This is a genomic window from Cecembia sp., assembly GCF_007126775.1.
In the GTDB taxonomy this organism is placed as follows: Bacteria; Bacteroidota; Bacteroidia; order Cytophagales; family Cyclobacteriaceae; genus Cecembia.
In genome coordinates this window covers 13,008-35,755 of the sequence record NZ_SLAP01000208.1, presented here as the reverse complement: position 1 = coordinate 35,755, position 22,748 = coordinate 13,008, and the positions used below count along the sequence as shown (strand labels likewise).

At 39.4% G+C, this 22,748-nt stretch carries 20 protein-coding genes; 14 read left to right on the top strand and 6 right to left on the bottom strand.

The annotated features are described in order from the left end of the window. Nucleotides 1-194 precede the first annotated feature (194 nt). The 9 genes from QZT73_RS14000 to QZT73_RS13960 all read left to right on the top strand — a co-directional run bounded on the left by QZT73_RS14000 (nucleotide 195) and on the right by QZT73_RS13960 (nucleotide 9,093). Nucleotides 195-497 (top strand): hypothetical protein, encoded by a 303-nt coding sequence (locus QZT73_RS14000; protein WP_291785410.1) that lies wholly within the window; start codon nucleotides 195-197, stop codon nucleotides 495-497. A 205-nt stretch (nucleotides 498-702) separates the two neighbouring features. Beyond that, nucleotides 703-1,272 carry a non-canonical purine NTP diphosphatase gene (locus tag QZT73_RS13995; RefSeq protein ID WP_291785407.1) on the top strand — a complete coding sequence of 190 codons (570 nt, stop codon included), beginning with the start codon at nucleotides 703-705 and terminating at the stop codon, nucleotides 1,270-1,272. A gap of 18 nt (nucleotides 1,273-1,290) precedes the next feature. Beyond that, nucleotides 1,291-1,908, top strand: coding sequence for a uridine kinase (gene udk / locus QZT73_RS13990; RefSeq protein ID WP_291785405.1), 618 nt, complete (start codon nucleotides 1,291-1,293; stop codon nucleotides 1,906-1,908). A 97-nt stretch (nucleotides 1,909-2,005) separates the two neighbouring features. Further along, a complete protein-coding gene (locus QZT73_RS13985; RefSeq protein ID WP_291785403.1) occupies nucleotides 2,006-2,368 on the top strand; it encodes a hypothetical protein in 363 nt (120 codons plus the stop codon). A gap of 89 nt (nucleotides 2,369-2,457) precedes the next feature. Further along, nucleotides 2,458-5,412, top strand: a complete 2,955-nt coding sequence (gene secDF, locus QZT73_RS13980) for a protein translocase subunit SecDF (RefSeq protein ID WP_291788772.1) — start codon at nucleotides 2,458-2,460, stop codon at nucleotides 5,410-5,412. Nucleotides 5,413-6,326: 914 nt separating this feature from the next. Further along, nucleotides 6,327-7,004, top strand: a complete 678-nt coding sequence (locus QZT73_RS13975; protein ID WP_291788769.1) for a hypothetical protein — start codon at nucleotides 6,327-6,329, stop codon at nucleotides 7,002-7,004. 41 nt (nucleotides 7,005-7,045) lie between these two features. Next, nucleotides 7,046-7,459: a hypothetical protein gene (locus tag QZT73_RS13970; RefSeq protein WP_291783641.1), complete on the top strand. Its 414-nt coding sequence runs from the start codon at nucleotides 7,046-7,048 to the stop codon at nucleotides 7,457-7,459. 202 nt (nucleotides 7,460-7,661) lie between these two features. Beyond that, nucleotides 7,662-8,426 (top strand): ATP-binding protein, encoded by a 765-nt coding sequence (locus QZT73_RS13965; RefSeq protein ID WP_291783644.1) that lies wholly within the window; start codon nucleotides 7,662-7,664, stop codon nucleotides 8,424-8,426. Between the two features lie 40 nt (nucleotides 8,427-8,466). Further along, the gene (locus tag QZT73_RS13960; RefSeq protein ID WP_291788766.1) at nucleotides 8,467-9,093 is read left to right on the top strand and encodes a response regulator transcription factor; all 627 of its coding nucleotides are present in this window, start codon (nucleotides 8,467-8,469) and stop codon (nucleotides 9,091-9,093) included. Between the two features lie 223 nt (nucleotides 9,094-9,316). Here QZT73_RS13960 and QZT73_RS13955 read toward each other — a convergent pair whose 3' ends face one another. The 3 genes from QZT73_RS13955 to QZT73_RS13945 form a co-directional block, all read right to left on the bottom strand. Further along, entirely contained in the window at nucleotides 9,317-10,459 is a 1,143-nt protein-coding gene (locus tag QZT73_RS13955) for a cysteine desulfurase family protein (protein ID WP_291783649.1), read from the bottom strand. Nucleotides 10,460-10,525: 66 nt separating this feature from the next. Further along, nucleotides 10,526-11,914: a phosphoglucosamine mutase gene (gene glmM, locus QZT73_RS13950; protein ID WP_291783652.1), complete on the bottom strand. Its 1,389-nt coding sequence runs from the start codon at nucleotides 11,912-11,914 to the stop codon at nucleotides 10,526-10,528. Nucleotides 11,915-11,972: 58 nt separating this feature from the next. Further along, on the bottom strand, nucleotides 11,973-12,203 hold the full coding sequence (locus tag QZT73_RS13945; RefSeq protein WP_291783655.1) for a hypothetical protein: 231 nt from the start codon (nucleotides 12,201-12,203) through the stop codon (nucleotides 11,973-11,975). Between the two features lie 71 nt (nucleotides 12,204-12,274). Here QZT73_RS13945 and mazG point away from each other — a divergent pair, with 71 nt between their 5' ends. After that, on the top strand, nucleotides 12,275-13,072 hold the full coding sequence (gene mazG, locus QZT73_RS13940) for a nucleoside triphosphate pyrophosphohydrolase (RefSeq protein WP_291788763.1): 798 nt from the start codon (nucleotides 12,275-12,277) through the stop codon (nucleotides 13,070-13,072). Here mazG and QZT73_RS13935 read toward each other — a convergent pair whose 3' ends face one another. Then, on the bottom strand, nucleotides 13,073-13,567 hold the full coding sequence (locus QZT73_RS13935; RefSeq protein WP_291783659.1) for a phosphoheptose isomerase: 495 nt from the start codon (nucleotides 13,565-13,567) through the stop codon (nucleotides 13,073-13,075). It lies immediately after the preceding gene. A gap of 165 nt (nucleotides 13,568-13,732) precedes the next feature. On the opposite strand from QZT73_RS13935, the gene QZT73_RS13930 reads away from it, so the two are divergent. The 4 genes from QZT73_RS13930 to QZT73_RS13915 all read left to right on the top strand — a co-directional run bounded on the left by QZT73_RS13930 (nucleotide 13,733) and on the right by QZT73_RS13915 (nucleotide 21,044). Continuing rightward, a complete protein-coding gene (locus QZT73_RS13930; protein ID WP_291783663.1) occupies nucleotides 13,733-16,885 on the top strand; it encodes a glycosyl hydrolase in 3,153 nt (1,050 codons plus the stop codon). Nucleotides 16,886-17,063: 178 nt separating this feature from the next. Next, a complete protein-coding gene (gene recJ / locus QZT73_RS13925) occupies nucleotides 17,064-18,788 on the top strand; it encodes a single-stranded-DNA-specific exonuclease RecJ (RefSeq protein WP_291783665.1) in 1,725 nt (574 codons plus the stop codon). A 1-nt stretch (nucleotide 18,789) separates the two neighbouring features. Beyond that, entirely contained in the window at nucleotides 18,790-19,527 is a 738-nt protein-coding gene (gene lptB, locus QZT73_RS13920; protein ID WP_291783668.1) for an LPS export ABC transporter ATP-binding protein, read from the top strand. Continuing rightward, nucleotides 19,527-21,044 (top strand): GH3 auxin-responsive promoter family protein, encoded by a 1,518-nt coding sequence (locus QZT73_RS13915; RefSeq protein ID WP_291788761.1) that lies wholly within the window; start codon nucleotides 19,527-19,529, stop codon nucleotides 21,042-21,044. The genes lptB and QZT73_RS13915 overlap by 1 nt, the downstream gene beginning before the upstream one ends. A gap of 171 nt (nucleotides 21,045-21,215) precedes the next feature. Here the strand turns inward: QZT73_RS13915 and mtgA are convergent, their stop codons facing one another. Together mtgA and QZT73_RS13905 are read right to left on the bottom strand one after the other, a co-directional pair. Further along, complete coding sequence (gene mtgA, locus QZT73_RS13910) at nucleotides 21,216-21,911, bottom strand: monofunctional biosynthetic peptidoglycan transglycosylase (RefSeq protein WP_291781142.1); 696 nt, start codon at nucleotides 21,909-21,911, stop codon at nucleotides 21,216-21,218. Nucleotides 21,912-21,915: 4 nt separating this feature from the next. Then, nucleotides 21,916-22,737: a class I SAM-dependent methyltransferase gene (locus QZT73_RS13905; protein WP_291781145.1), complete on the bottom strand. Its 822-nt coding sequence runs from the start codon at nucleotides 22,735-22,737 to the stop codon at nucleotides 21,916-21,918. Nucleotides 22,738-22,748: the final 11 nt, after the last annotated feature.

Sequence of the window (22,748 nt, the reverse complement as noted above, 5' to 3'; positions counted from 1 at the left end):
ATCAACGCCAATTCTGACAAAAAGCTAAATTACAAATTATAATGGAAAGGTATCTCCAAAAATGGTTTAGAACCCCAATAAAAGGAAAACATAAGAAGAAAAAACGGTAATCGGCCTGATTATTGTTAAATTGCTTTTTTCTGGTAGTTTTGGCCAGAACTGTTTAATGTATGTTCCATTAAAAAAAATGAATTATGAAAAAGTTAATGTGTTTTTTTTCCATGGTTTTTTTGTTTGTGGCATTTACACCCAGCGCCATGGCAAAGAAGGACAAACCAGAGTTGAGCGAAGAAGAAAAAGCGCGTTTAGTAGAGATTGAATTTCGAGTAGACGAAATCAAAGCTATGGATTTTTCTGCCATGGAAAAGGCTGAGAAAAAAGCTGTAAGAAATGAGTTAAAGGAAATAAAGCAAGAAGCAAGAGATTTAGGCGGTGGAGTTTATTTATCCGTTGGCGCGATCATCATCATCCTTCTGGTTTTGATTTTGATCACTTAAATCTAATCCTCCGAGAAACCGGAGGATTTTTTAATGCTTAAAGGGAAGTATTTTGAAGGATAATTTTTACTTCATATTGCTTAAATTTGCATATCTACTCATAACAGAATTATGATTTACCCCAAAGAGGCATTTCTGAAACAGACTTGCCATAGCTGATCATACTTTATCTGTATAAGCGCAATTTTAACAACTCAAATGACTTATGAAGATTTGCTTTGCCACGAATAATTCCAAGAAAATTGAAGAAGTAAAGGCTGCCTTGGGTTCTAACTTTACCATACTGTCGTTGGCGGAAATTGGCTGTAATGAGGAACTGCCGGAAACAGGGAACACTTTGGACCACAACGCTTTCCAGAAAGCGAGGTATGTTTATGAAAAATATGGAGTCGACTGTTTTGCGGATGATACAGGATTGGAAGTAGAAGCATTGAGCGGTGCTCCCGGTGTATATTCCGGAAGATATGCGGGCGAACCAAGGTCAGATGAAAGGAATATACAAAAGCTGATTAAAGAAATGAATGATCAATCCAATAGAAAGGCAAGGTTCCGAACAGTAATAGCCCTGATACATGGAGGAAAGGAGCATGCTTTTGAAGGTATTGCAGAGGGGGAGATTTTGAGTGAAAAATCGGGTTCAGGAGGTTTTGGTTATGACCCGTTATTTAGACCAATAGGCTATGACAAAACTTTTGCGGAATTGAGTATAACAGAAAAAAACCAAATCAGTCACAGGGGAAAGGCTGTGCAGGCCTTAGCTAGATTTCTAAAATAATTTTTAAATTTGTCTCCCATGAAGAAACCATTCATCGTTGGGATTACCGGAGGGAGTGCTTCGGGCAAAACCCTTTTTTTGGACAAGTTGCTGCACACCTTCGAACCCGGTCAGGTATGTTTGATTTCCCAGGACAATTATTATAGGCCCAGACATCTGCAACCAATTGATGAGAAGGGAGTGCATAATTTTGATACGCCCAACTCTATTGATTTTGAACAATACGCAGAAGATATCCGGAAAATAGGGAATGGAGAGACTGTGTACAGACAGGAGTACACCTTCAATAATCCCAATAAAAAGCCCAAGATGTTGGAATTTGCACCTGCTCCTGTAGTAGTTGTGGAGGGGATTTTTGTACTTTATTACCCAGAGTTGGCAGACTTACTGGATCTAAAGATTTTTATTGACGCCAAAGAGTATATCAAGTTGAAAAGGAGAATTGTTCGGGATAAGGTAGAGCGCGGATATGATCTGGATGATGTACTTTATCGGTATGAAATGCATGTAATGCCGACCTATGAAAAATACATTGAGCCCTTTAAGCATGATGCCGACCTAATTATTCCAAACAACAAGAGCTTTGATAGGGCTTTGGACTTAATTCGTACATATTTGAGGATGAGAATGGAATAATCAACTGATAATGAATACTTTGTTTGAAGTAAATCAAATAACAGTTTTTTTAAAGACTTACTGGTTGAATCTATAATTCTTCCTATATTTGCCACCCATGAAGAAAAACAGAAGAAATATTGCTAACTGGAAACAGCGTGCCACGCTGGTACTGGTAATCTTTTTCTGTATGTTGATTTCTAGTGCTGAACACCTCACCGTCTTGCAACAGCAGTCGGAAAATCAAAAGGAGGTTCAGAAACTACCCGAAAGTCAAACTGAGACAGAAACTTTTTTAAGCATTGCAGTAGATGCAGTAGTCCCATTTGTTACAGTATTGGCCCAGCAGGTATTTTATCTCATCTATGAAAATATAAAATTTGAGAATCCTGTAACTTTCTTATTGGATTTTAATTTACCCTACAATTTACCTTTTTGGGAGATTCTATTTGAGCGGATCATTTCCACCAACGCCCCCTGAGTATTTGATTTTTTCCTAAAAACCTATCCAGGCTTATTAGTCATGGAACGTCAATTCTATTCATTAAAAATCATATAAACTTAAATATCATGCGTAACAAAGGTGTCGTAGTGTTTTTGACAGTAATCATCACAGCTTTGTGTTTGTATTATTTATCATTCACACTTGTATCAAACAAAGTTGAAGGTCAGGCAACGGCCTTCGCCACAGATCAATTGGGTAATGTGGATTTTGACAGGAAACAGGCTTATCTGGACTCCATTTACAGGGAACCGGTATATAACTTTCTTGGTGCAAAATTCACGTACAAAGAAATCAAGGAAACCGAGTTAGGGTTAGGGCTTGACCTTCAGGGAGGTATGCATGTTACATTGGAAGTATCTCCAATAGAAATTGTGAAGGGCTTGTCCGGTAACAGCAAGGATGGAGTCTTCAATGCGTCCATAGAACAGGCTACAGAAGCAGCAAAAACCACCAATGAGAAATTTGTAAACCTCTTTTATTCAGCCTGGCAACAAAACGCTTCCGGTAGAAAGTTGAGTGAAATTTTCGCCACGGCAGCCAATCGTGGAAGGATTTCTTTGGAAACCTCAGATGCGGATATTCTTAAAATCATTGACACAGAGGTGGAGAACGCGATTGAACGTTCTTTCAATATTCTTAGGACCAGGGTAGACAGATTTGGTACTTCCCAGCCTAATATTCAAAGAATCCAAGGAACAGGCAGAATTCAGATCGAGCTTCCAGGCGTAAGCAATGCCGAAAGGGTGAGGAATTTATTACAAGGAGTTGCCAAACTTCAGTTTTGGGAAGTAGCAGAACTCAATGAGTTTTTTGCAGAGTTAGAAGACGTAAACCGCTTGTTGGTTGAGGAAGCAAGGGCCGTGAAAGGTCAGTCTTCCGAGGATACAGATGATTTGGGAATAGATGAAGCTACTGATCTTGAAAGACAGCTGGCAGAAGGCACTTTGGATGACGATTCAACAGAAATTTCTGCCTTGTTTTCTTTGACAAAAGGGCAGGGTCTGATCTATGAAATCAGAGACACTGTTGCTATAAACAGGATTATGGCAAGAGAAGATGTCAGGTCACTTTTACCGAGAAACATCAAATTCTTATGGTCTGTTAAGCCTCAGGTAGTAGACAATATGGAATTGTTGGAATTATTTGCTATCAGATACAATAGAGCAAGTGATCAGGCTCCATTAGAAGGAGATGTAATCACAGATGCCAGACAGACTTTGGATCAGACTTCCAGACCGGCTGTAAGCATGCAAATGAATGCTGAGGGAGCTAGAAAGTGGAGAAAACTCACATCTGAGAGTATTGGAAGAAGAATTGCTGTGGTGCTGGACGATTTCGTTTATACGGCTCCGGTTGTACAAAGTGAAATCCCATCCGGTCAATCTGAGATCACAGGGAACTTTACTATTGAGGAGGCAAAAGATTTGGCCAATATTCTGAAGTCAGGATCCTTGCCGGCACCAACAAAGATTGTAGAAGAGGCTATTATTGGCCCGACTTTGGGTAAAGAAGCGCAAAGACAAGGGATCATATCCATGCTGGCCGGTTTGATATTGGTGGTTATGTTTATGATCGCTTATTATTCTGAAGGTGGATTTGTGGCTATTGCTGCGCTGGTATTCAACATCTTCTTTATACTTGGTATTTTGGCACAGCTGGGTGCGGCTTTGACACTACCTGGTATTGCAGGTATCGTATTGACCATAGGAATGTCGATAGATGCCAACGTTTTGATTTTTGAACGGATTAAAGAAGAGCTCAGGAACGGTGCAGGCATTCTTGCTGCCATCAATGAAGGGTATAACAAAGCCTTTTCGGCCATTTTGGACTCCAATGTCACTACTTTCCTTACCGGTGCCATTTTGTATGCACTCGGGCAAGGACCTGTAAAAGGATTTGCGATTGTTTTGATGATAGGTATCGCTTCTTCCTTTTTCTCAGCTGTATTTATCACAAGAGTGATTGTAACTTGGATGACCAAAAAAGGAGAGAGAAGCAAAATATCATTTGCAACTCCTTTTGCTAAGAATGTTTTGAGCCAATTGAACATTGATTTCCTAGGTAAAAGAAGGGTGGCTTATTTAATTTCCACATCCATCATTGTTATTGGCTTGGGTATAGCAGCAGTCAACGGTTTGAAGTTTGGTGTAGACTTTACAGGTGGAAGGTCATACATTGTGCAATTTGCACAGCCTGTTACAGCCACAGACTTGAAGATTGGCTTAGACAGTGAATTTGATGGTTCAGTGGAAGTGAAAACTTATGGTGCCAATAACGTCATGAAAGTAACCACCTCTTATCTAATCAATGAAGATGATGATGACTCTAATGCAGAGGTGGAAAGAAGGGTTATTGAAGGTATTGCTTCTGTTACTGGTTTGAGTTTCGGTTTAGATGCTGCGAATCTTTCAGATTCTGAGTTTGCGATTACAGGGTCTTCCAAGGTAGGTGCGACTGTGGCCGATGATATCAAGAAGTCTTCTGCCGAAGCTATGTTTTTTGCCTTGGTGGCAATTTTCTTGTATATCTTGTTGAGATTCCGTAAGTGGCAGTTCTCTCTTGGTTCAATCATTGCCTTGGTACATGACGTGTTCTTCGTGATCGCTGCCTTTGCCATCGCCTCTGCATTGGGAGCTACTTTTGAAATAGATCAGGTATTTATTGCTGCAGTGTTGACTGTAGTTGGTTATTCTATCAATGATACCGTGATTGTCTTTGACCGTATCAGGGAAAATATTGAAAATAGAGGCACTTCAAAGTTGGTGAAAATGTTCAACGATGCCATCAATCAGACCATGGCAAGAACTTTGATTACCTCAGCTACTACACTAATTGTGGTCTTGGTATTATTGATTTTCGGCGGTGAGGTATTGAGAGGATTCTCTTTTGCCCTTTTGATCGGTGTCCTGATTGGTACATATTCATCCATTTACATTGCGACTCCTGTGGTAGTGGATTTGATGAAGAGAGAATTGGCTTCTGAAGTAGCCCAAGAATCAGCTGGTAAAAAGGCCGTTTAATCAATAAAACTATATAGAATTAAAAGCTGGATGCCATATTCAGTTGAAATGTTCCAGTTTAAAACCAAAAAATCCCCTGTACAGGGGATTTTTTGGTTTTTAATTGTACTTAATTTTACTGGCTAAAGAATAGTAGATGTTCGGGAGCTTTTATCAATTATCAATTAGCCTAGGGATCGTGATTTCTCTGATTTCCCTTAGAAAAAATTCGGGTAGGGAAAGATTTATACAGAAAGTCATAGTATTCATACTTTTATGGGTTTTGGTTTTAGAAAGTATCGGGAATTATACTGCCTCGAGAGGGATCAACAATTCAGCCTTATATAACTTTGGCTTTATCTTCTTAGAATCTTTCATGCTTATCTATTATTTTTCTTTGATTGAAACGAGTCTCCAATTCAAAAAGAAAGTTTGGATATTTTGTGGGTTATTTATCCTTTGGGGATTCATCAATAGCTATTTATTTCAGCCGATAACTTTGGAATTCCAATTTTTCAGCTTTTTACCATTTGCGCTTCTGATCTTATTTTTGGCTATAAGATTCCTCATTCGAGTAATGCAAATGAAAGTTTACGCTCAGAAAAACCTTATCCGATTGCCTCATTTTTGGATTTCTTGGGTTGTTATAATATTTTACTTAGAGGCTTTGTGTTTGTTTGGAAGCTACCAATTTTACCCTTCTTTCGTCCTTGATAATGTTACGTTTCTTTTTTCAGTCAATCAGATAATCGCTGGCTTGATGTATGTCACCTTTGGGTTAGCTTTTCTTTTTCCCAGTTTTACTTCAAATAAGTTGCCTTTGGCATAAATAATATTCCAACCATGAATTTCTATCTTAAGAATAATAATACTTTCTTATATTTCATTAAATATTATAGATTAGTTCCTCAAACAATCTATTTAACTTACTTAAGTTGGGAATAGGATTAACATGGTATAATTATATAATTTTTGGAGCCTTACTCATAGGGACAGCCCCTTACTTATTTGGTTTTAAATTAGATAAGGGGTATTTTATCAATTTATTCATTATTTTTTTTGGAACAATTATCGAAGGATTAGGAGCTTACTTGGCTTATAATGGAATCAATAATACCTTATTGTATAACCTTGGATTTATTTATTTTGAAACCATTTTGTTCTTATTTTATTTTTCTGTCATACTAAATAGAAAATCTTATTCAAAATTCCTTTGGACAAGCATTTTCACACTTAGCATTTGGGTAGTTATCAATTCCATTTTTTTCCAAAATATCAATACTGTATTTCAATCTTACGCTTATGTATTGTCTGCCTTTCTAGTTATTATATCATGCTTTTGGTTTTTTTATCAAATTATTTTTAGAGATAAATACAAGGAAGACAGATTGATTTTTATTCCCCAATTTTGGGCTGTGAGTTTTATTCTTTTCTTTTATTCTTCTTCTTTTTTATATTTCACTTCTATGCATTTGTTGATAAAATTAGATTACTCAGCGGTAAGTATACTGGGGAATATCCTATTGATTTTAAGTGTATTAATGTATTGTATGATGGGACTTGCATATTATCTGCCGTATTTGGAAGAAAAATTTTATTATAGACAAAAATAGATTATTTTAGAAATAGTTTTAATTTTTAAACCCTCGCAATAATGACCAAAGATGATTTAAAAAGATTTATCAAGCCCTATCAAAAACATGTGCAGAAAGGGTTGCCGGCGATTGACAAGTGTGGCCATTTGGTTACAGAACAATCCCAATGGGTGTTTTTTGATCGGGAAACCATCCAAAAACTTTTGGATATGACAGATCCGAGTACTGGGGGAATTAAAATTTATTTTGGCCAATACAGTAGGGAAAATATTTATTTAATTCCAGAGGACAGATTGGACAAAGAGGAATATATAGGTAAAATTTCTGTAGCTCTCTCAGCTGCCAACGAAGATAAAGATGGGATTTTCGACTTATTTGCTCAAGAATCTAAACATAAAAGTAGCGGTGACGAATCAGTTCAAAATGCAGGGAAACTTTGCCCCCCTCATTGTAGGCCACCTGATTCAATTTAAAAAACTTCCAAGTAGTTAAGGTCATTTGCTAGCTTAAGTACCCTTGTTTAAGTATTGCTGCCATTTCTTTTTTTATTAGAGTCCATTTTTAAAAAATGGGCATTAATTTATATATATATACTGGTTCTATTTGCATTTTCAGGATAAGTAGTATAAAAATGTGTATTTTTAGTCAAATCATCCAATTATAGGTTTCTTTGGCATGGATAATTCTGGAACGGAAGTTTTCTACATCGTTTTGTTGGGTTTTGTATTGATGCTATTGATGGGCTCATTTATGGTGACCATGGTGATTGTACACCGGCAAAAGCAGCTACAAAATCAACAAAAACTGGCAGCAGTGCGAGCAGAGTACGAAAAAACCATCATCAATGCTGAGAAAGAAATCAGGGAAAATACCCTTACGAATGTTGGGAGGGAACTCCATGATAATATCGGTCAACTCCTTTCTTTGGCCAAAATGAATTTGGCAAGTTCCAAACCCGAAAAAGTATCTGAAGGAAAGTCCATGCTCAATCAAATTATCAAAGAAGTGAGGACATTGTCCAAATCCTTAAACCTGGATTGGGTAGAATCCATCACTTTAGAGAATTTTATACAGAATGAGTTGGAGAAACTAGAGAGTGCTGGCTTTTGTAAAACGGTATTTGACAAAAATGGAGAGGAAGTTCAATTGGATAAAGACAAAAAAATTATTCTTATCAGAACCATTCAGGAATGCCTGAACAATGCCATCAAACATGCCAATCCTCAAGCAATCAGCTTTCATATGGCAACAAATAAGGATCAATTTGTCATTTATATGAGAGACGACGGTGTTGGTTTTGATACTTCTGAGGATAGTAGTGGATCTGGTATGTATAATCTGAAGAATCGAATGACCGCTATAGGGGGAGTATTTGAAATAGAATCTGAACCAGGAAATGGAACAGAAATCAAACTATCCTTGCCAATATCGAATCCTTGACTTATATTTTGACATTGAATTCCGATCACCCCCAAATTAAATGATTCATATCGCACTGGCTGATGACCACAAGATGTTTGCAAAGGGCATAGAGAGTCTTTTGGAAGAAGAAGATGACTTTGTAATTAAAGGTGTGTTTAACAATGGCGTAGAACTCATCAATTTTTTACAAAACAAAGCGGTAGATGTGGTGCTTACCGATATGAACATGCCAATAATGGACGGTATGGGGGTAGTGGCTGCTGTAAAGAAAAACCTTCCCGACACCAAGGTTATCGTACTTTCCATGTATGATGACAAAGAAATCTATGAGAAATGCCTGAAGCTAGGAGCTGATGCCTATGTTTTGAAAGGTTCAGATCCTGACGAATTAATTTATACCATCCGGGAAGTGCATGAGGGAAGTTATATTCAAGGCTACCAGAAATTACTTTTTCAACAGGATGATGGCAAATACCCTGATCACTTTAAAGAACGTTTCAAACTATCGAGGAGGGAGTTAGAAATTTTACGATTGATCAAGGATGGTAATCTAAATAAGGAAATTGCTGAAATGTTGAGTTTAAGCCAGCATACCGTAGAATCTCATCGCAAAAAAATCCATCAAAAGCTTGGAGTCAGTTCGGCGGTGGAATTGGTGAAAAAAGCAATAGAAATGAATCTTTGAGTATCACAGAGGGTTCTATTTCTTACTTTAGATTGGACAATAGGGAATTTTCTGACTTCATATTGAAAAGTTATCGCCTTCTTCTTCTTATTCAACATTATCAATAAGGATTCCCCGTATTGGTGAATTCCCCGACTTATGATAATTACCTGGGAGTGACCTGCATTTCTAAACCCAAGCTCAAATAAAAGGCGATACCAGAAAAATAGTCAAATTGGATGTACTAAACAGATACACCGTATAACTCCCGTAATTTTTCAACAGTATAATCTATCTCTTCATTGGTATTGAATCTGCTAAACGAAAACCTAACGGATTCCCTTTCGGGGTCATGTCCCAAGGCACGAAGTACATGGGAACCTACCGTGGCCCCACTGCTACATGCTGAACCTCCTGAGGCAGAAATGCCATTCAGGTCTAGATTGAATAAAAGCATTCCCCTATTCTCTTCTGAGGGCGGCAAACTTACATTGAGTAGGGTATAAAGGCTTTTTCCTAAATCTGCAGAAAGTCCATTGAATTCAACCCCTGGAATATTTTCCTTCAGTAATCCCATAAACCTCTTTTTTAAGGCTTCTACATGTGTCCTATGACCATTCATATCTTCATAGGCAATTTCCAAGGCTTTTGCAACGCCAACAATACCGATCACATTTTCAGTACCTCCCCGCATGTTACGCTCTTGGGCACCTCCGTAAATAAATGGATGGATTTTCCTGTCTTTTTTTACATATAAAAATCCGGAACCTTTGGGACCATGAAACTTATGTCCTCCTGCGACAAGAGAATCAAGGGGTAAGGTTTTTAGATCATGTACATAATGACCTATTGTTTGTACCGTATCCGAGTGAAAAAAAGCCCCATACGATCTTGTAAGTTCCCCAATTGCCATCAGGTCATTGATATTTCCTATCTCATTATTGGCGTGCATCAACGAAACCAAGCTATTGGGATTGGCTTGAAGTAGTTCCTCTAATTGGCCCAGGTCAACTTCTCCTTTAGTGTTGACATCAAGCAAGCTGAGTTTAACACTGCCTTTTTTGGCACATTCTTCTAAAGTATGTAATACAGCATGATGCTCAATGGGTGAGGTAATGGCATGTTTAATCCCATAAGTCGCTATCCCACAGACAATAGCCGTATTATCCGCTTCGGTTCCTCCTGAGGTGAAAAAAATTTCTGATGGAGATGCATTCAGTAATTCTGCCACTTTTTTTCTTGCCTTTTCAATCGCAGAGCGGACTTGTCTACCGTGACTATGCACAGAGGATGGGTTACCGTAGTGCAGCTTCATATAGGGGAGCATTGCTTCAATCACCCTATCATCCATGGCTGTAGTAGCGGCATTATCTAAATATACTCTCATTTTTAGGTTTTTGCTGAGTTGCTTTATTCACCCAAATCTAATTACTTCCTATCAGCTATTCAATTTTTAGGAACCTGAAATCACTTCTTTGATGTCCAGGATTATTTTAGAAGCAAGATGTTCTGCTGTTGCTTTTGTTTCTGATTCGGAGTAAATTCTAATGATGGGTTCTGTATTTGATTTTCTTAAATGCACCCATTCCTTTTCAAATTCAATTTTTACGCCATCAATATCATTGATGGGTTGCTTACTGTATTTCCTTTTAATGGCCTCTAAAATCCTATCCACATCGATTTCAGGTGTCAATTCGATTTTGTTTTTAGAAATATGGTAATTTGGATATGATGCCCTGAGCATGGAAATATTCTTCCCGGATTTAGCTAAATGGGTTAAAAACAATCCTATGCCTACCAATGCATCCCTTCCATAATGGGATTCTGGGTAAATGACTCCACCATTACCTTCTCCACCGATCACGGCATTGGTTTCCTTCATTTTATTCACCACATTAACTTCACCTACCGCAGCAGCTTGGTATTCTCCTCCGCGTTTTTCAGTCACATCCCTTAGGGCACGGGTAGAACTTAAATTGGAAACCGTATTGCCTGGTGTTTGTGAAAGCACATAATCCGCCACTGCTACCAAAGTATACTCTTCTCCAAAGGGAGAACCATCTTCGTTCATGAAACATAACCTGTCTACATCGGGATCTACTACAATTCCCAAGTCATATTTACCTTTATCCAACTTATCGGAAATATCCCGAAGGTTTTCTGGCAATGGCTCAGGATTATGGGGGAATAGTCCGTTTGGAGTGCAATACATTTCTTCAATGTCTTCTACTCCAAGAGCCCTCAATAGTTTGGGTACCGCAATACCTCCTGTAGAGTTTACAGCATCTACTACTACTTTGAATTTTCTCGCCTTGATGGCAGCTGCATCTACCAGTTTCAGCCCCAGTACATGCGCTACATGGCGGTCAATATAATCTTCAATAAGGGTGTATTTCCCTAATTTTTTTACTTCTGCGAAGGTGAAATCTTCCTTTTCTGCGCTGTCTAGTATTGCTTTGCCTTCTGCATCTGATATGAACTCTCCTTTATTATTGAGGAGCTTGAGTGCATTCCACTGGATTGGGTTGTGACTGGCAGTAAGGATGATTCCCCCTCCTGCATCTTCCAAAGGCACTGCCAATTCTACAGTTGGTGTGGTACTGAGGCCCAGATCGATCACATGAATACCCAAACCCTGAAGGGTGGCAGTTACCAATTTGGAAACAATTTCACCCGAAATCCTGGCATCTCTCCCTATGACTATTTTGGGGTTTTGGGTATGATTTAGCACCCAAGATCCGTAGGCTGCTGAAAATTTAACAATATCTACAGGTGTTAACCCTTCTCCTGGTTTGCCTCCGATTGTTCCCCTGATTCCGGAGATAGATTTGATTAGCGCCACTTTTAAAATAATTAGTTAGTAATTGAAAAATCCTTGCTGATACAGGAAACAACTTTTTTTACTTGAATTTGGACATCACCTTATCCACTTCATTTTCGGGATTACCACAACTGGAGTTTGCATCTACAGTTTTGCCGCAGTATCCACAGGTACCTCCATCTTTGTTAAGGTAAGGATTCTGTGAAGCACAGGTACCTTTGAATTCCCCGTTTTTTAGGAATATCAGCCTTACAGACATCAAAATGAAAAACAGGGCAAGGAATGCTAAAGTCAAATACAAGGTTGTCATATCAATTTAATTTGCGCAAATTTACGTAATACTTTCAAAACGTCCTCATACAAAGAATAGTTTCCCTTTTTATGGCTGATATAAATTCCAGATCCTCCCAGCTTGCAGCATTTGACCGCCTATTGACCATCATGGATGAATTAAGGGAACAGTGCCCTTGGGATAGAAAACAGACCATTGAAAGTCTGAGACATCTTACGATAGAAGAGACTTTTGAATTGTCCGACGCCATTTTAGAAAATGATCTTGAGGAAATCAAAAAAGAACTCGGAGACATCCTGCTGCATATTGTATTTTATGCCAAGATAGGTGCTGAAAAAAAGGCCTTTGATATGGGTGATGTAATCAACAGCCTCTGCGAAAAACTTATCAGAAGACATCCACATATCTATGGCGATACCAAGGTCAAAGATGAAGAAGCGGTCAAACAAAACTGGGAAAAGATTAAGCTTCAGGAAAAAGGGAACATTTCGGTGCTTGGTGGTGTACCAAAATCTCTACCTGCCCTGATCAAAGCCATGCGAATTCAGGAGAAGGCCCGTGGTGTTGGATTTGACTGGGAGGAAAAGAACCAGGTTTGGGAGAAGGTAGAAGAAGAAATGAAGGAGTTTAAAGAAGAGTTCGATGTTGTGAAAGACGCAATTGATAAAGAGAAGGCTACAGCAGAATTTGGAGACCTGTTATTTTCCTTAATCAATTATGCTCGTTTTATTGAAATTAATCCTGAAGAGGCTTTAGAGCGGACTAATCTTAAGTTTATCAAACGCTTTCAATATTTGGAAAATGCAGCCAAGTCAGCAGGGCGCAAGATTGGAGAGATGACTTTAGCAGAGATGGATGTGTATTGGGAGGAAACAAAAAAGCTCTAATTATCTTCCAAAATCATCCTGCAGCCTCACAATATCATCTTCATCTGAAGGGTTTTCGGCATCGGTATGTTGCCAGATTTCGGCTACCATCCCCCAATCATTCAAACCAATTAGTCGGTGTCTTTCACCTTGTTGTAATTTTATCTTGTCCCCAACTTTTAGGATATGTCTTTGGTTTTCTTTATCTGTCAGACTAGTAGCTACGGCCACTGACCCGTCTATACAGCGCCAGATTTCCGCTCTTCGAAAGTGGTACTGCCAGCTTAACCTTTTCTCAGGAGCTACCAATAAAATTTTTGGACTTAGTTTTTCTGAGATCTTGAGTTTTTGAAAATCTTCTTCCGGGAAAAAAGTGTCGGCAAATATTTCCGCCTGTGCTTCATCGATTACCAGAAATCCACCCCATGGCCTATTTCGGTCTTCTGCAACCACCTTCAATCCTTTGGCGTCCAACAATGATTTTGCGTTTTCAAAAATTTTGGTTTTGGTTTCCATTTTTCAATTCACGTTACAATAAGAAAAGGCCAAAGATGCGAAATTGCTAGTGGATTTTGAAATATAATTCAAACAATGCTTTTTTGACATTAACTTTTACCCTTCAATTAGATAATTTATTTGGTTATTTTCACCAAATTTATAGCAAGTGAAACCAAATATACAATGAAGAAGATACTGTTATTTGCCTTAATGTTTGGCATTGCTTTGCCGTCCTTTTCCCAAGGGGGAAAAAGTAAGCTAAGCAATCCAACAGCCACCAATTTTGATGCCTCCCTTTATGAAGGACTAACGTGGCGCAACATTGGACCATTCCGCGGAGGTAGATCCAATGCCGTTACAGGCCTTCCAGGCAATGATGAAGTTTATCTTGCAGGATATACCGGAGGGGGGCTATGGAAAACAGAAAATGCAGGGATTTCCTGGTTCAATATTTCTGACGGATTTTTCAAAACCAGTTCCGTTGGAGATATTGCCATCAGTGAATCTGATCCCAACGTCATCTATGTGGGCATGGGTGAACATGCCATAAGGGGCGTTATGACCACATACGGAGATGGGATTTATAAATCCTTAGATGGAGGAAAAAGCTGGAAGCATATGGGTTTGGAAAAGACCAGACATATTTCTGATGTGGTTATTCACCCACAAAACCCTGATGTCGTTTTTGTTGCTGCGCAAGGTGCTGCGCATGGGCCTAGTGAGGAAAGAGGCATTTTTAAAAGTACTGATGGAGGGATGACATGGGAAAAGACACTTTATGTTGACGAGAATACAGGGGCCTCTTCTTTGAGTATGGATTATAACAACCCAAGAATTCTCTACGCAGCAACATGGGAGCACAGGAGGTTGCCGTGGCAGGTTCAAAGTGGTGGAGAAGGTTGTGCCATTTGGAAATCAGTGGATGGAGGAGAAAATTGGGAAAAAATTATCAACGGCCTGCCCAAATCAATGGGTAAAATAGGAGTGAGCGTTTCTAGGGCTGACTCTGATCGCCTTTATGCTATTGTAGAGGCAGAAAAGTCTGTGGCCGGAGTTTACCGCTCTGATAACGGCGGTCAATCTTGGACCCATATGACCAATAACCCCTTATTGACTTCACGGTCCTGGTATTATATGGAGGTTTTGGCAGATCCACAAAATGCTGAAGTGGTCTATGTGCTTAATTCTCCTCTTACTAAGTCTATTGATGGAGGGAAAACTTTTTCTGTGGTTCCTGTCAGGCATATTGATACACATGACCTATGGATCAATCCAGCTAATCCATCCAACATGATTCTTGGCGATGATGGAGGAGCTGAAATTACTTTTGATGGTGGCAAAAGCTGGTCTACACAGGACAATCAGCCGACTGCTCAGTTTTATCGGGTCAATGTAGATAATTTATTTCCCTACAGGGTTTATGGAGGACAGCAGGACAACACCTCAGTGGTCATCAGCAGTAGGAACAATTACATTGGACTTACAGAAAAGGATTGGTTTATTGGACCAGGCTGTGAATGCGCATTCATAGCATTTGACCCGGATAATCCGGTACTTTTGTACGGAGGGTGCTATCAAGGTTTGATTGATGTCTTGGATACAGAAAACCTGCATAGCAAAGATATCAGGCAGTATCCGGCCAATATTTTGGCTTATGACCCAAAGGATATGAAGTACCGTTTCAATTGGAATGCGCCTATCATTGCATCCCCGCACAATTACAACACCATCTACCATGGGGCAAATGTACTTTTCAAAACCACTGATGGGGGTTTTAGCTGGGAAGAGGTGAGTCCTGACCTGACAAGAAATGAAGCCTCCAAGCAAGGTCCAGGAGGCGCGCCAATTACGAATGAAGGAGCTGGTGGAGAAAACTACAATACCTTAAGTTATGTGATCGAGTCAATACATGAAGAGGGGGTGATATACACGGGCAGCGATTGTGGTTTGGTCCACCTAAGCAAAGATGGAGGCCAAACTTGGGAAAACATTACGCCTGTAGGTTTGGCTGAAAGTTTGATACAGTCCATAGAGGTTTCCCCTCATGATAAAAGCACCGCTTATATAGCTGCCACCCGGTACAAATTCAATGAATTCCAAAGTATGGCCTATAAAACTACTGATTATGGGAAGACATGGACAAATATCAACAACGGTATTGATAAAGATGACTTTATCAAGGTCATCAGGGAAGATAAAAAAAGAAAGGGACTATTGTATGCAGGTAGTGAGAGAGGATTTTATGTCTCCTTTGACGGAGGACAAAGATGGAACAAATTCCAGCTCAACTTACCAGTAGTTCCTGTAACTGACATGGCTATAGCAGATAATGACCTCGTGATTTCCACTGCAGGGAGGTCATTTTGGATTTTGGATGATCTGAGTTCAGTCCAACAATCCATGGGTAATCTTCAAGGTCTTCAACTCTTTGAGCCAAAGACCACAGTGAAATATGAAGGGTTTGTTCCATCTTGGATGGATTTGCCGCCAGGTATTGGAGAAAATCCCAAGACTGGGGTCATTTTGGATTATTTCTTGCCCGAAAAAGTAGATTCTTTACCAGTCAAGCTTGAGATCTTTGACAGTAATGGAAGGAATATCCGCACTTTCTCCAACCAAAAGGATGAAAACTTTAAAGCTTTTTCAGGGGGGCCATCACCTGAACCAATACTTCCCTCCCAAAAAGGCATCAACCGATTTGCTTGGAATTTCAGAGGTAAAACTCTTTTAGAAATCCCCAATGCTTTTGTGTACGGGGATTACAGTGGTCACCGGGTCAAACCAGGAAAATATAAAGCTGTTTTACTTTACAATGGCTTAACTTCAGAAACGGAATTTGAAATTAAGCAAGATCCAAACCTCAAGCATGTTACGGATTCGGATTGGGTAGCTCAGCAGGAGTTCCTAGAGAAAGCAGCTGCAACACTTACCGAAATCCACCAATCTGTTAATGAATTAAGAAAAGTAAAAGCACAGGTGGTGCATATCAATGGTCTTTTAAAAGGCCATGTAGCCCATGCTGATCTTTTGGAATCTGGAAACCAGCTAGTCAAAAAAATTGATGATTGGGAAGGTAAAATTGTGGAGACCAGACAAAGTAATTTTCAAGATGTGATTAATTTTCCAAGCCAGTTGAATGCTCAGTTTTTTGAGTTGCGATCTGCAGTAGATGTGCATGATCCAAGGCTGACAGCAGCCGTAAAAGCAAGGCTTTTAGATCTGGAAAATGAATGGAGGGCATATAAATTAAGCTTGGAAGAAATCCTTCAAAAAGATGTCGTGACATTCAATGAGAAGTTCAAGGAAAAAAATATTCCTGCTGTGATTACAGATTAAGCCTTTTTGATTCAAAAAAACAGAAGAAAGGAGAAATTCAAAATTTCTCTTGAAAAATCAAATCCTGGCCAATTCAATTGGCCAGGATTTTTTATTAAGCCTTCCAAAATTACCACCTTTCAAAAATAAATGGGCTTGATCTATCCCAAATAGCCGCTTACTTTAGTAATTTAGCTTTATGGAGTACAAATGGATGATCAGGGAAAAAGCTGAGCCTGTCATTGTAGCATCTCTGAGCAAAGAAATTAACGTAAATCCTACTTTGGCCAATATGCTGGTGAAAAGAGGGATTGACACTTTTCAGAAAGCCAAAGATTATTTCAGACCGGATCTGGATAAGTTGCATGATCCCATGTTGATGAAGGACATGGACAAAGCAGTGAGTAGGTTGGCCAAAGCCATTGAAAATGAAGAAAAAATACTGGTTTACGGAGACTATGACGTAGATGGAACTACTTCAGTAGCCATGATGTATGGTTATCTGCGCCAATTCTATCAGCATGTGGACTTTTATATTCCTGACCGGTATAAGGAAGGGTATGGGATTTCCGAAAAAGGGGTGAGGTTTGCTGCAGAAAACAACTTCAAATTGATAATTTCTCTTGATTGTGGAATCAAAGCCATTTCAAAAGTAGGTTTGGCAAAGGATTTGGGAGTAGATTTTATCATTTGCGATCACCATACACCTGGAGAATCCCTTCCGCCTGCCGCAGCCATTCTGGACCCCAAAAGGGGAGATTGCACTTATCCTTATAAGGAGCTGAGTGGTTGTGGAGTGGGATTTAAGCTTATTCAGGCATTTTCTTCCCTTAGGGGAGAAGCCAATGGAAAAGTAATGGCTTTCTTGGATCTCTTGGCCATCAGCATAGCAGCGGATATTGTCCCGATTACAGGAGAAAACAGGATTTTAACCTTTTATGGAATTGAAAGGATCAATAATAATCCAAGACCTGGCATAAAGGCATTGATCTTACGCAGTAAAATTGAGAAAGAGATTGAAATATCAGATATTGTATTTAAAATAGGTCCTAGAATTAATGCTTCCGGGCGTTTGGAACATGCTAAAGCTTCAGTAGAACTGTTGATCTCCCAAGATTTGGAAGATGCTTTATCCAGGGCAGAATCGGTAGATACCGTGAATGCTGCGAGGAAAAATTTTGATGAAAACATTACCAAAGAGGCACTTTCTATGATCCAAAGTATGGAAGCGGTTCAACAGATGAAGACTACTGTTCTTTTCAAGGAAGATTGGCATAAAGGAGTGATTGGTATTGTTGCCTCTAGGTGTATTGAGAGGTATTACAGACCCACGATTATTCTTACTGAGTCCAATAACAAGGCAACAGGTAGTGCGAGGTCGGTATTTGACTTTGACATTTATGAAGCCATTTCAGAATGTAGTGATTTGTTGGAACAGTTTGGAGGACATAAATATGCGGCAGGTCTAACCCTCGCTGTAGACAATGTTCCTGCATTTCAGGCCAAATTTGAAGAAGTGGTCAGTTCGAGGATCAGCGAGATCCATTTGAAGCCCGTTTTAGAAATTGATGATGAAATATTACTGGATCAGATCAATTATAAATTTTATAAGATTTTGAAGCAAATGGCACCTTTTGGTCCAGGAAATCCGGAACCCATATTCAAACTAAGCCAGGTATATGCTGAAAATGTCCGTATCCTTAAAGACAGACACCTTAGATTTAATGTGGTGCAGGATGGTCAGGAGACCAAGCCTGTGTGTATTGCTTTTGGTATGGCAGATAAAATCACTTATCCTGATGAGATTATTTATAAAATGCTGATGCGAAAAATGCGATTTGATTTGGCATTTGAGATCAGAGAGAATACTTTTAGAAATAACAGTAGCCTTCAGTTATACGTGAAGGATATTAAATTTGACTGATATGAAGCTTAGGGCAGAAAGTTTAATAAAAATTTACAAAGGCAGAAAGGTGGTCAACGATATCTCTGTGGATGTGGAGCAAGGAGAGATAGTGGGTTTGTTAGGTCCAAATGGAGCGGGTAAAACCACCTCTTTTTATATGATTGTAGGCTTGATCAGGCCCAATGAAGGGAAAATTTTTTTGGATGAGCAGGATATTACGGATTTACCGATGTATAAGCGGGCAAAATTGGGTATAGGCTATCTTGCTCAGGAAGCTTCTGTTTTCAGAAAACTCTCAGTGGAGGAAAATATCATGGCAGTCTTGGAGATGACCAAAATGAGCAAAGCAGCGATGAAGGAAAAAATGGAGAGTCTTCTTGAGGAATTTAGCTTGACCCATGTAAGAAAAAATTTGGGGATGGTATTGTCAGGAGGTGAAAGAAGAAGGACCGAAATAGCCAGGGCTTTGGCGGTGGATCCAAAATTCGTGCTTTTGGATGAACCCTTTGCAGGAGTAGATCCAATTGCAGTAGAAGAGATACAGACTATAGTAGCGAAATTGAAAACCAAAAATATTGGTATATTGATTACCGATCACAATGTCAATGAAACTTTATCCATTACTGACAGGGCTTACCTAATGTTTGAAGGAAGATTACTCAAAGCAGGAACAGCCGAGGAATTGGCAGCAGATGAACAAGTAAGAAGAGTGTATCTTGGCCAGCATTTTGAACTCAAAAGAAAAGTATTTAACTAATGGAGGCAGTCAATTCTTTTATGACCTGGATTTTTAAAAACCGGATAGGTCAGATAGAAAATTTCAAAAAAAACCCGGTTGAGGTCCAAGAGGATACTTTTGAAGATTTGATTCAATCAGCCAGAAGAACAACCTTTGGGAAGCAGTATGGTTTCCAGAGTATTAGGCGATACGAAGACTTTGCCAGCAAGGTACCTATTCAAGGATATGAAGAATTGCAACCGTATTTTGAGAGGATAATGAAAGGGGAAAGGAATCTGCTTTGGCCTTCTGAAATCCTTTGGTTTTCTAAGTCATCAGGTACCACTTCCAGTAGGAGTAAATACATACCCGTTTCAGAAGAAGCCTTAGAGAATTGTCATTTTAAGGGGGGGAAGGACATGATCACCCTTTATGTCAATAACTATCCTGATAGCCGTCTCTTTTCAGGAAAAAGTCTCAGTATAGGAGGTAGTCTCAGCAAGAACCCTATTGATTCCCAAAGTGAAATCCAAGTAGGAGATATATCAGCCGTAATCATGCAAAATTTGCCGCTGTGGGTACAGTTTGCCCGCACACCAAGTTTAGAAATTGCCTTGATGCAAGAATGGGAAAGTAAAATTGAAAAAATGGCCTGGGAAGTTATGAATGAAAATGTGGTCAGTATTTCAGGCGTACCCACTTGGACCATCGTATTACTGCAACGGATTTTGGAATTGAAAAATGCGGATAATATTTTGGAGGTTTGGCCCAATCTGGAGGTGTTTTTCCACGGAGCGGTGGCATTTGGACCTTATAGGAGTTTGTTTCATGAACTCATTCCATCAGATAAGATGCGATATATGGAAACATACAATGCCTCAGAAGGATTTTTTGGAATTCAGGATCAAAAAAATTCGGAAGAAATGCTTTTGATGCTTGATTACGGTATATTCTATGAATTTATTCCCATGGAAGATTGGGAAAAACAAAACCCAAAAGTAATTCCACTTTCTGAAGTTGAAATAGGTAAAAACTATGCAATTATTATTTCAACCAATGCAGGTTTATGGAGGTACAAAATCGGAGATACGGTCAAGTTTACCAGTATAAAACCTTACCGCTTTAAAATTTCCGGCAGAACAAAGCATTTTATCAATGCATTTGGGGAAGAGGTGATCGTAGAAAATGCGGAAAGGGCCGTCCAAGCTGCTTCAGAGGCTACAGGTGCCACTATCACCAACTTTACCGCAGCTCCTGTCTATTTTGGAGATTCTTCCAGCAAAGGAGCACACGAGTGGGTGATCGAATTCAAAAAATTCCCCGATGATAAGGAAAAATTCACGGCTGTACTGGATCAGAAATTGAGGGAAATCAATTCTGATTATGATGCCAAAAGGTATAAGGATTTGGCTTTGAGCCAGCCCAAAGTGCATTTTTCAGAAGAGGGTCTGTTTGAGAAATGGCTCAGACAAAAAGGTAAATTGGGTGGACAGAATAAAGTCCCTAGATTATCCAATACCCGGGAGCATATCGATGAAGTTTTGAGTCTGATTTGAGGAATTGATGCGACTGATTCAGGTTAAGTATAGATTAAAGTTTTTTCTATATTTTCGAACTAAATCTTAAAAATTCCGGAGAGCATCGTTGAATAAGTTGTAAGCTAGCCTTAGAGTCGATACTATTTCAAAAAAGTAAACTGTGGAAATTTGCACTTAGCTCAATAGAAACTACAGCCCCATCCCCACCGGCTGGAGGTTATTCATTTGTCTAAGTATCCAAACCTGCCTTCCTTGAATGTAAGGGGTGGGTCTGGATGGATTCCATCGCCTTGGATTGGGTAAAACGGCAGCAATCAATGCTGCTTCATTGCGGGTCAGTTTTTCAGCAGGTTTTTTGAAATAGTGTTGGGCTGCGGCCTCTATGCCATAAATTCCTTCCCCCATTTCAATCACATTAAGGTAAACCTCCATGATGCGCGCTTTTGGCCAAATGAATTCTATCAAAAAGGTGAAATATGCTTCTAATCCTTTTCGGACTAAGGTTCTTCCTGGCCATAAAAAGACATTTTTAGCGGTTTGTTGGGATATGGTAGAGGCACCTTTAATTCTTTTTCCTTTCTTATTTTGCTCCCAGGCTTTTTCCATGGCTTCCCAGTCAAAACCTTTATGGGTCAAAAACTTCTGGTCTTCTGCAGCCACCACCGCTTGAGGAACGTGTTTCGAAATTTTTTGCATGGATACCCAGTCCTTGTACAGGCGAAGCACTTTCTTCTCGTCCTTTGCTTGCTCGTAAAGTCTAATGACCATTAAAGGGGTAATGGGAACAGGAACAAATCGGTAAAGCACAGTAAAGCCAATACTCAGAATGAAAAACCATAAAATGATTTTAATTAATATCCTGAAAATTCCTTTGATGATTTTCATTCCCTTAAGCAAAAGCAGTGGCTTGGATGAACCTGTAATAGAAAACAGAATCAGGCATATCCATTAACCTGTCCATACCGGCCTGCATGGCGATCACCTGTTCTCTGGTAACCAAGCCACTTTCAAGAAGCTGAGAGGCCCCTGAGCTTATCAGGTTTTTCCAATAAGAAAATACTTTTTTTTTCTCCGCTCTTGTTCTTTTGTCCAAGTGAAAGCCTCCGCTCCTTAAGTCAATGTTCTTGTAACCTGACTCCTCCAATAAGCTTCCCAGTCTTGCTCCAACTTGAGGATCACCACCGATGGCAACTTGGTAATTATTATAAATATGCCAATATTCCATTACTTCAGACAAGTAAGGATAGATGTAAAAGGTGCTGTTGAAGACTTCTGTAATGGAAACAACTGCATTATTCTTCAGGAAAGGCTTCATGCTTTTTAAAACCCTCACAGGATCAGGAATGTGCTCTAAGACCCAACATATAAAAACACCGTCAAAGGTGCCATCTAGTTGTAGATCTGTTGCATCCTGTTGGATAAAGCGAACTTTTTCAGAGCCATGGCCGAGGAAATCCATATTTTCTTTAGCCTTCTTGATCTGTCGGGACTCATATTCCACTCCGGTAATGGAAAGATGTGGAAATCTTCGCAATAGTACCTCAGTCTGAGCGCCTACCCCACTACCAATTTCCAGCAATTCATTTACATGAGAAAAGTCAATGAAGTCATAAATTGGGCGTTCTATGACCTTGGCTTGTTCTTTAAGGCGCTCTTGTTCTATGGCTTCATAGCCATGGATGTACTTGGGTATACCTTTCTCTTTATCCATTTTTTGGAGAA

Coding starts and splice junctions, on each gene's coding strand:
- recJ (WP_291783665.1), top strand. CDS start 17,064: ATGGAGTACAAATGGATGATCAGGGAAAAAGCTGAGCCTGTCATTGTA.
- QZT73_RS13985 (WP_291785403.1), top strand. CDS start 2,006: ATGAAGAAAAACAGAAGAAATATTGCTAACTGGAAACAGCGTGCCACG.
- lptB (WP_291783668.1), top strand. CDS start 18,790: ATGAAGCTTAGGGCAGAAAGTTTAATAAAAATTTACAAAGGCAGAAAG.
- mazG (WP_291788763.1), top strand. CDS start 12,275: ATGGCTGATATAAATTCCAGATCCTCCCAGCTTGCAGCATTTGACCGC.
- QZT73_RS13915 (WP_291788761.1), top strand. CDS start 19,527: ATGGAGGCAGTCAATTCTTTTATGACCTGGATTTTTAAAAACCGGATA.
- secDF (WP_291788772.1), top strand. CDS start 2,458: ATGCGTAACAAAGGTGTCGTAGTGTTTTTGACAGTAATCATCACAGCT.
- udk (WP_291785405.1), top strand. CDS start 1,291: ATGAAGAAACCATTCATCGTTGGGATTACCGGAGGGAGTGCTTCGGGC.
- QZT73_RS13965 (WP_291783644.1), top strand. CDS start 7,662: ATGGATAATTCTGGAACGGAAGTTTTCTACATCGTTTTGTTGGGTTTT.
- QZT73_RS13930 (WP_291783663.1), top strand. CDS start 13,733: ATGAAGAAGATACTGTTATTTGCCTTAATGTTTGGCATTGCTTTGCCG.
- QZT73_RS13905 (WP_291781145.1), bottom strand. CDS start 22,737: ATGGATAAAGAGAAAGGTATACCCAAGTACATCCATGGCTATGAAGCC.
- mtgA (WP_291781142.1), bottom strand. CDS start 21,911: ATGAAAATCATCAAAGGAATTTTCAGGATATTAATTAAAATCATTTTA.
- QZT73_RS13960 (WP_291788766.1), top strand. CDS start 8,467: ATGATTCATATCGCACTGGCTGATGACCACAAGATGTTTGCAAAGGGC.
- QZT73_RS14000 (WP_291785410.1), top strand. CDS start 195: ATGAAAAAGTTAATGTGTTTTTTTTCCATGGTTTTTTTGTTTGTGGCA.
- QZT73_RS13970 (WP_291783641.1), top strand. CDS start 7,046: ATGACCAAAGATGATTTAAAAAGATTTATCAAGCCCTATCAAAAACAT.
- QZT73_RS13955 (WP_291783649.1), bottom strand. CDS start 10,459: ATGAGAGTATATTTAGATAATGCCGCTACTACAGCCATGGATGATAGG.
- QZT73_RS13995 (WP_291785407.1), top strand. CDS start 703: ATGAAGATTTGCTTTGCCACGAATAATTCCAAGAAAATTGAAGAAGTA.
- QZT73_RS13935 (WP_291783659.1), bottom strand. CDS start 13,567: ATGGAAACCAAAACCAAAATTTTTGAAAACGCAAAATCATTGTTGGAC.
- QZT73_RS13945 (WP_291783655.1), bottom strand. CDS start 12,203: ATGACAACCTTGTATTTGACTTTAGCATTCCTTGCCCTGTTTTTCATT.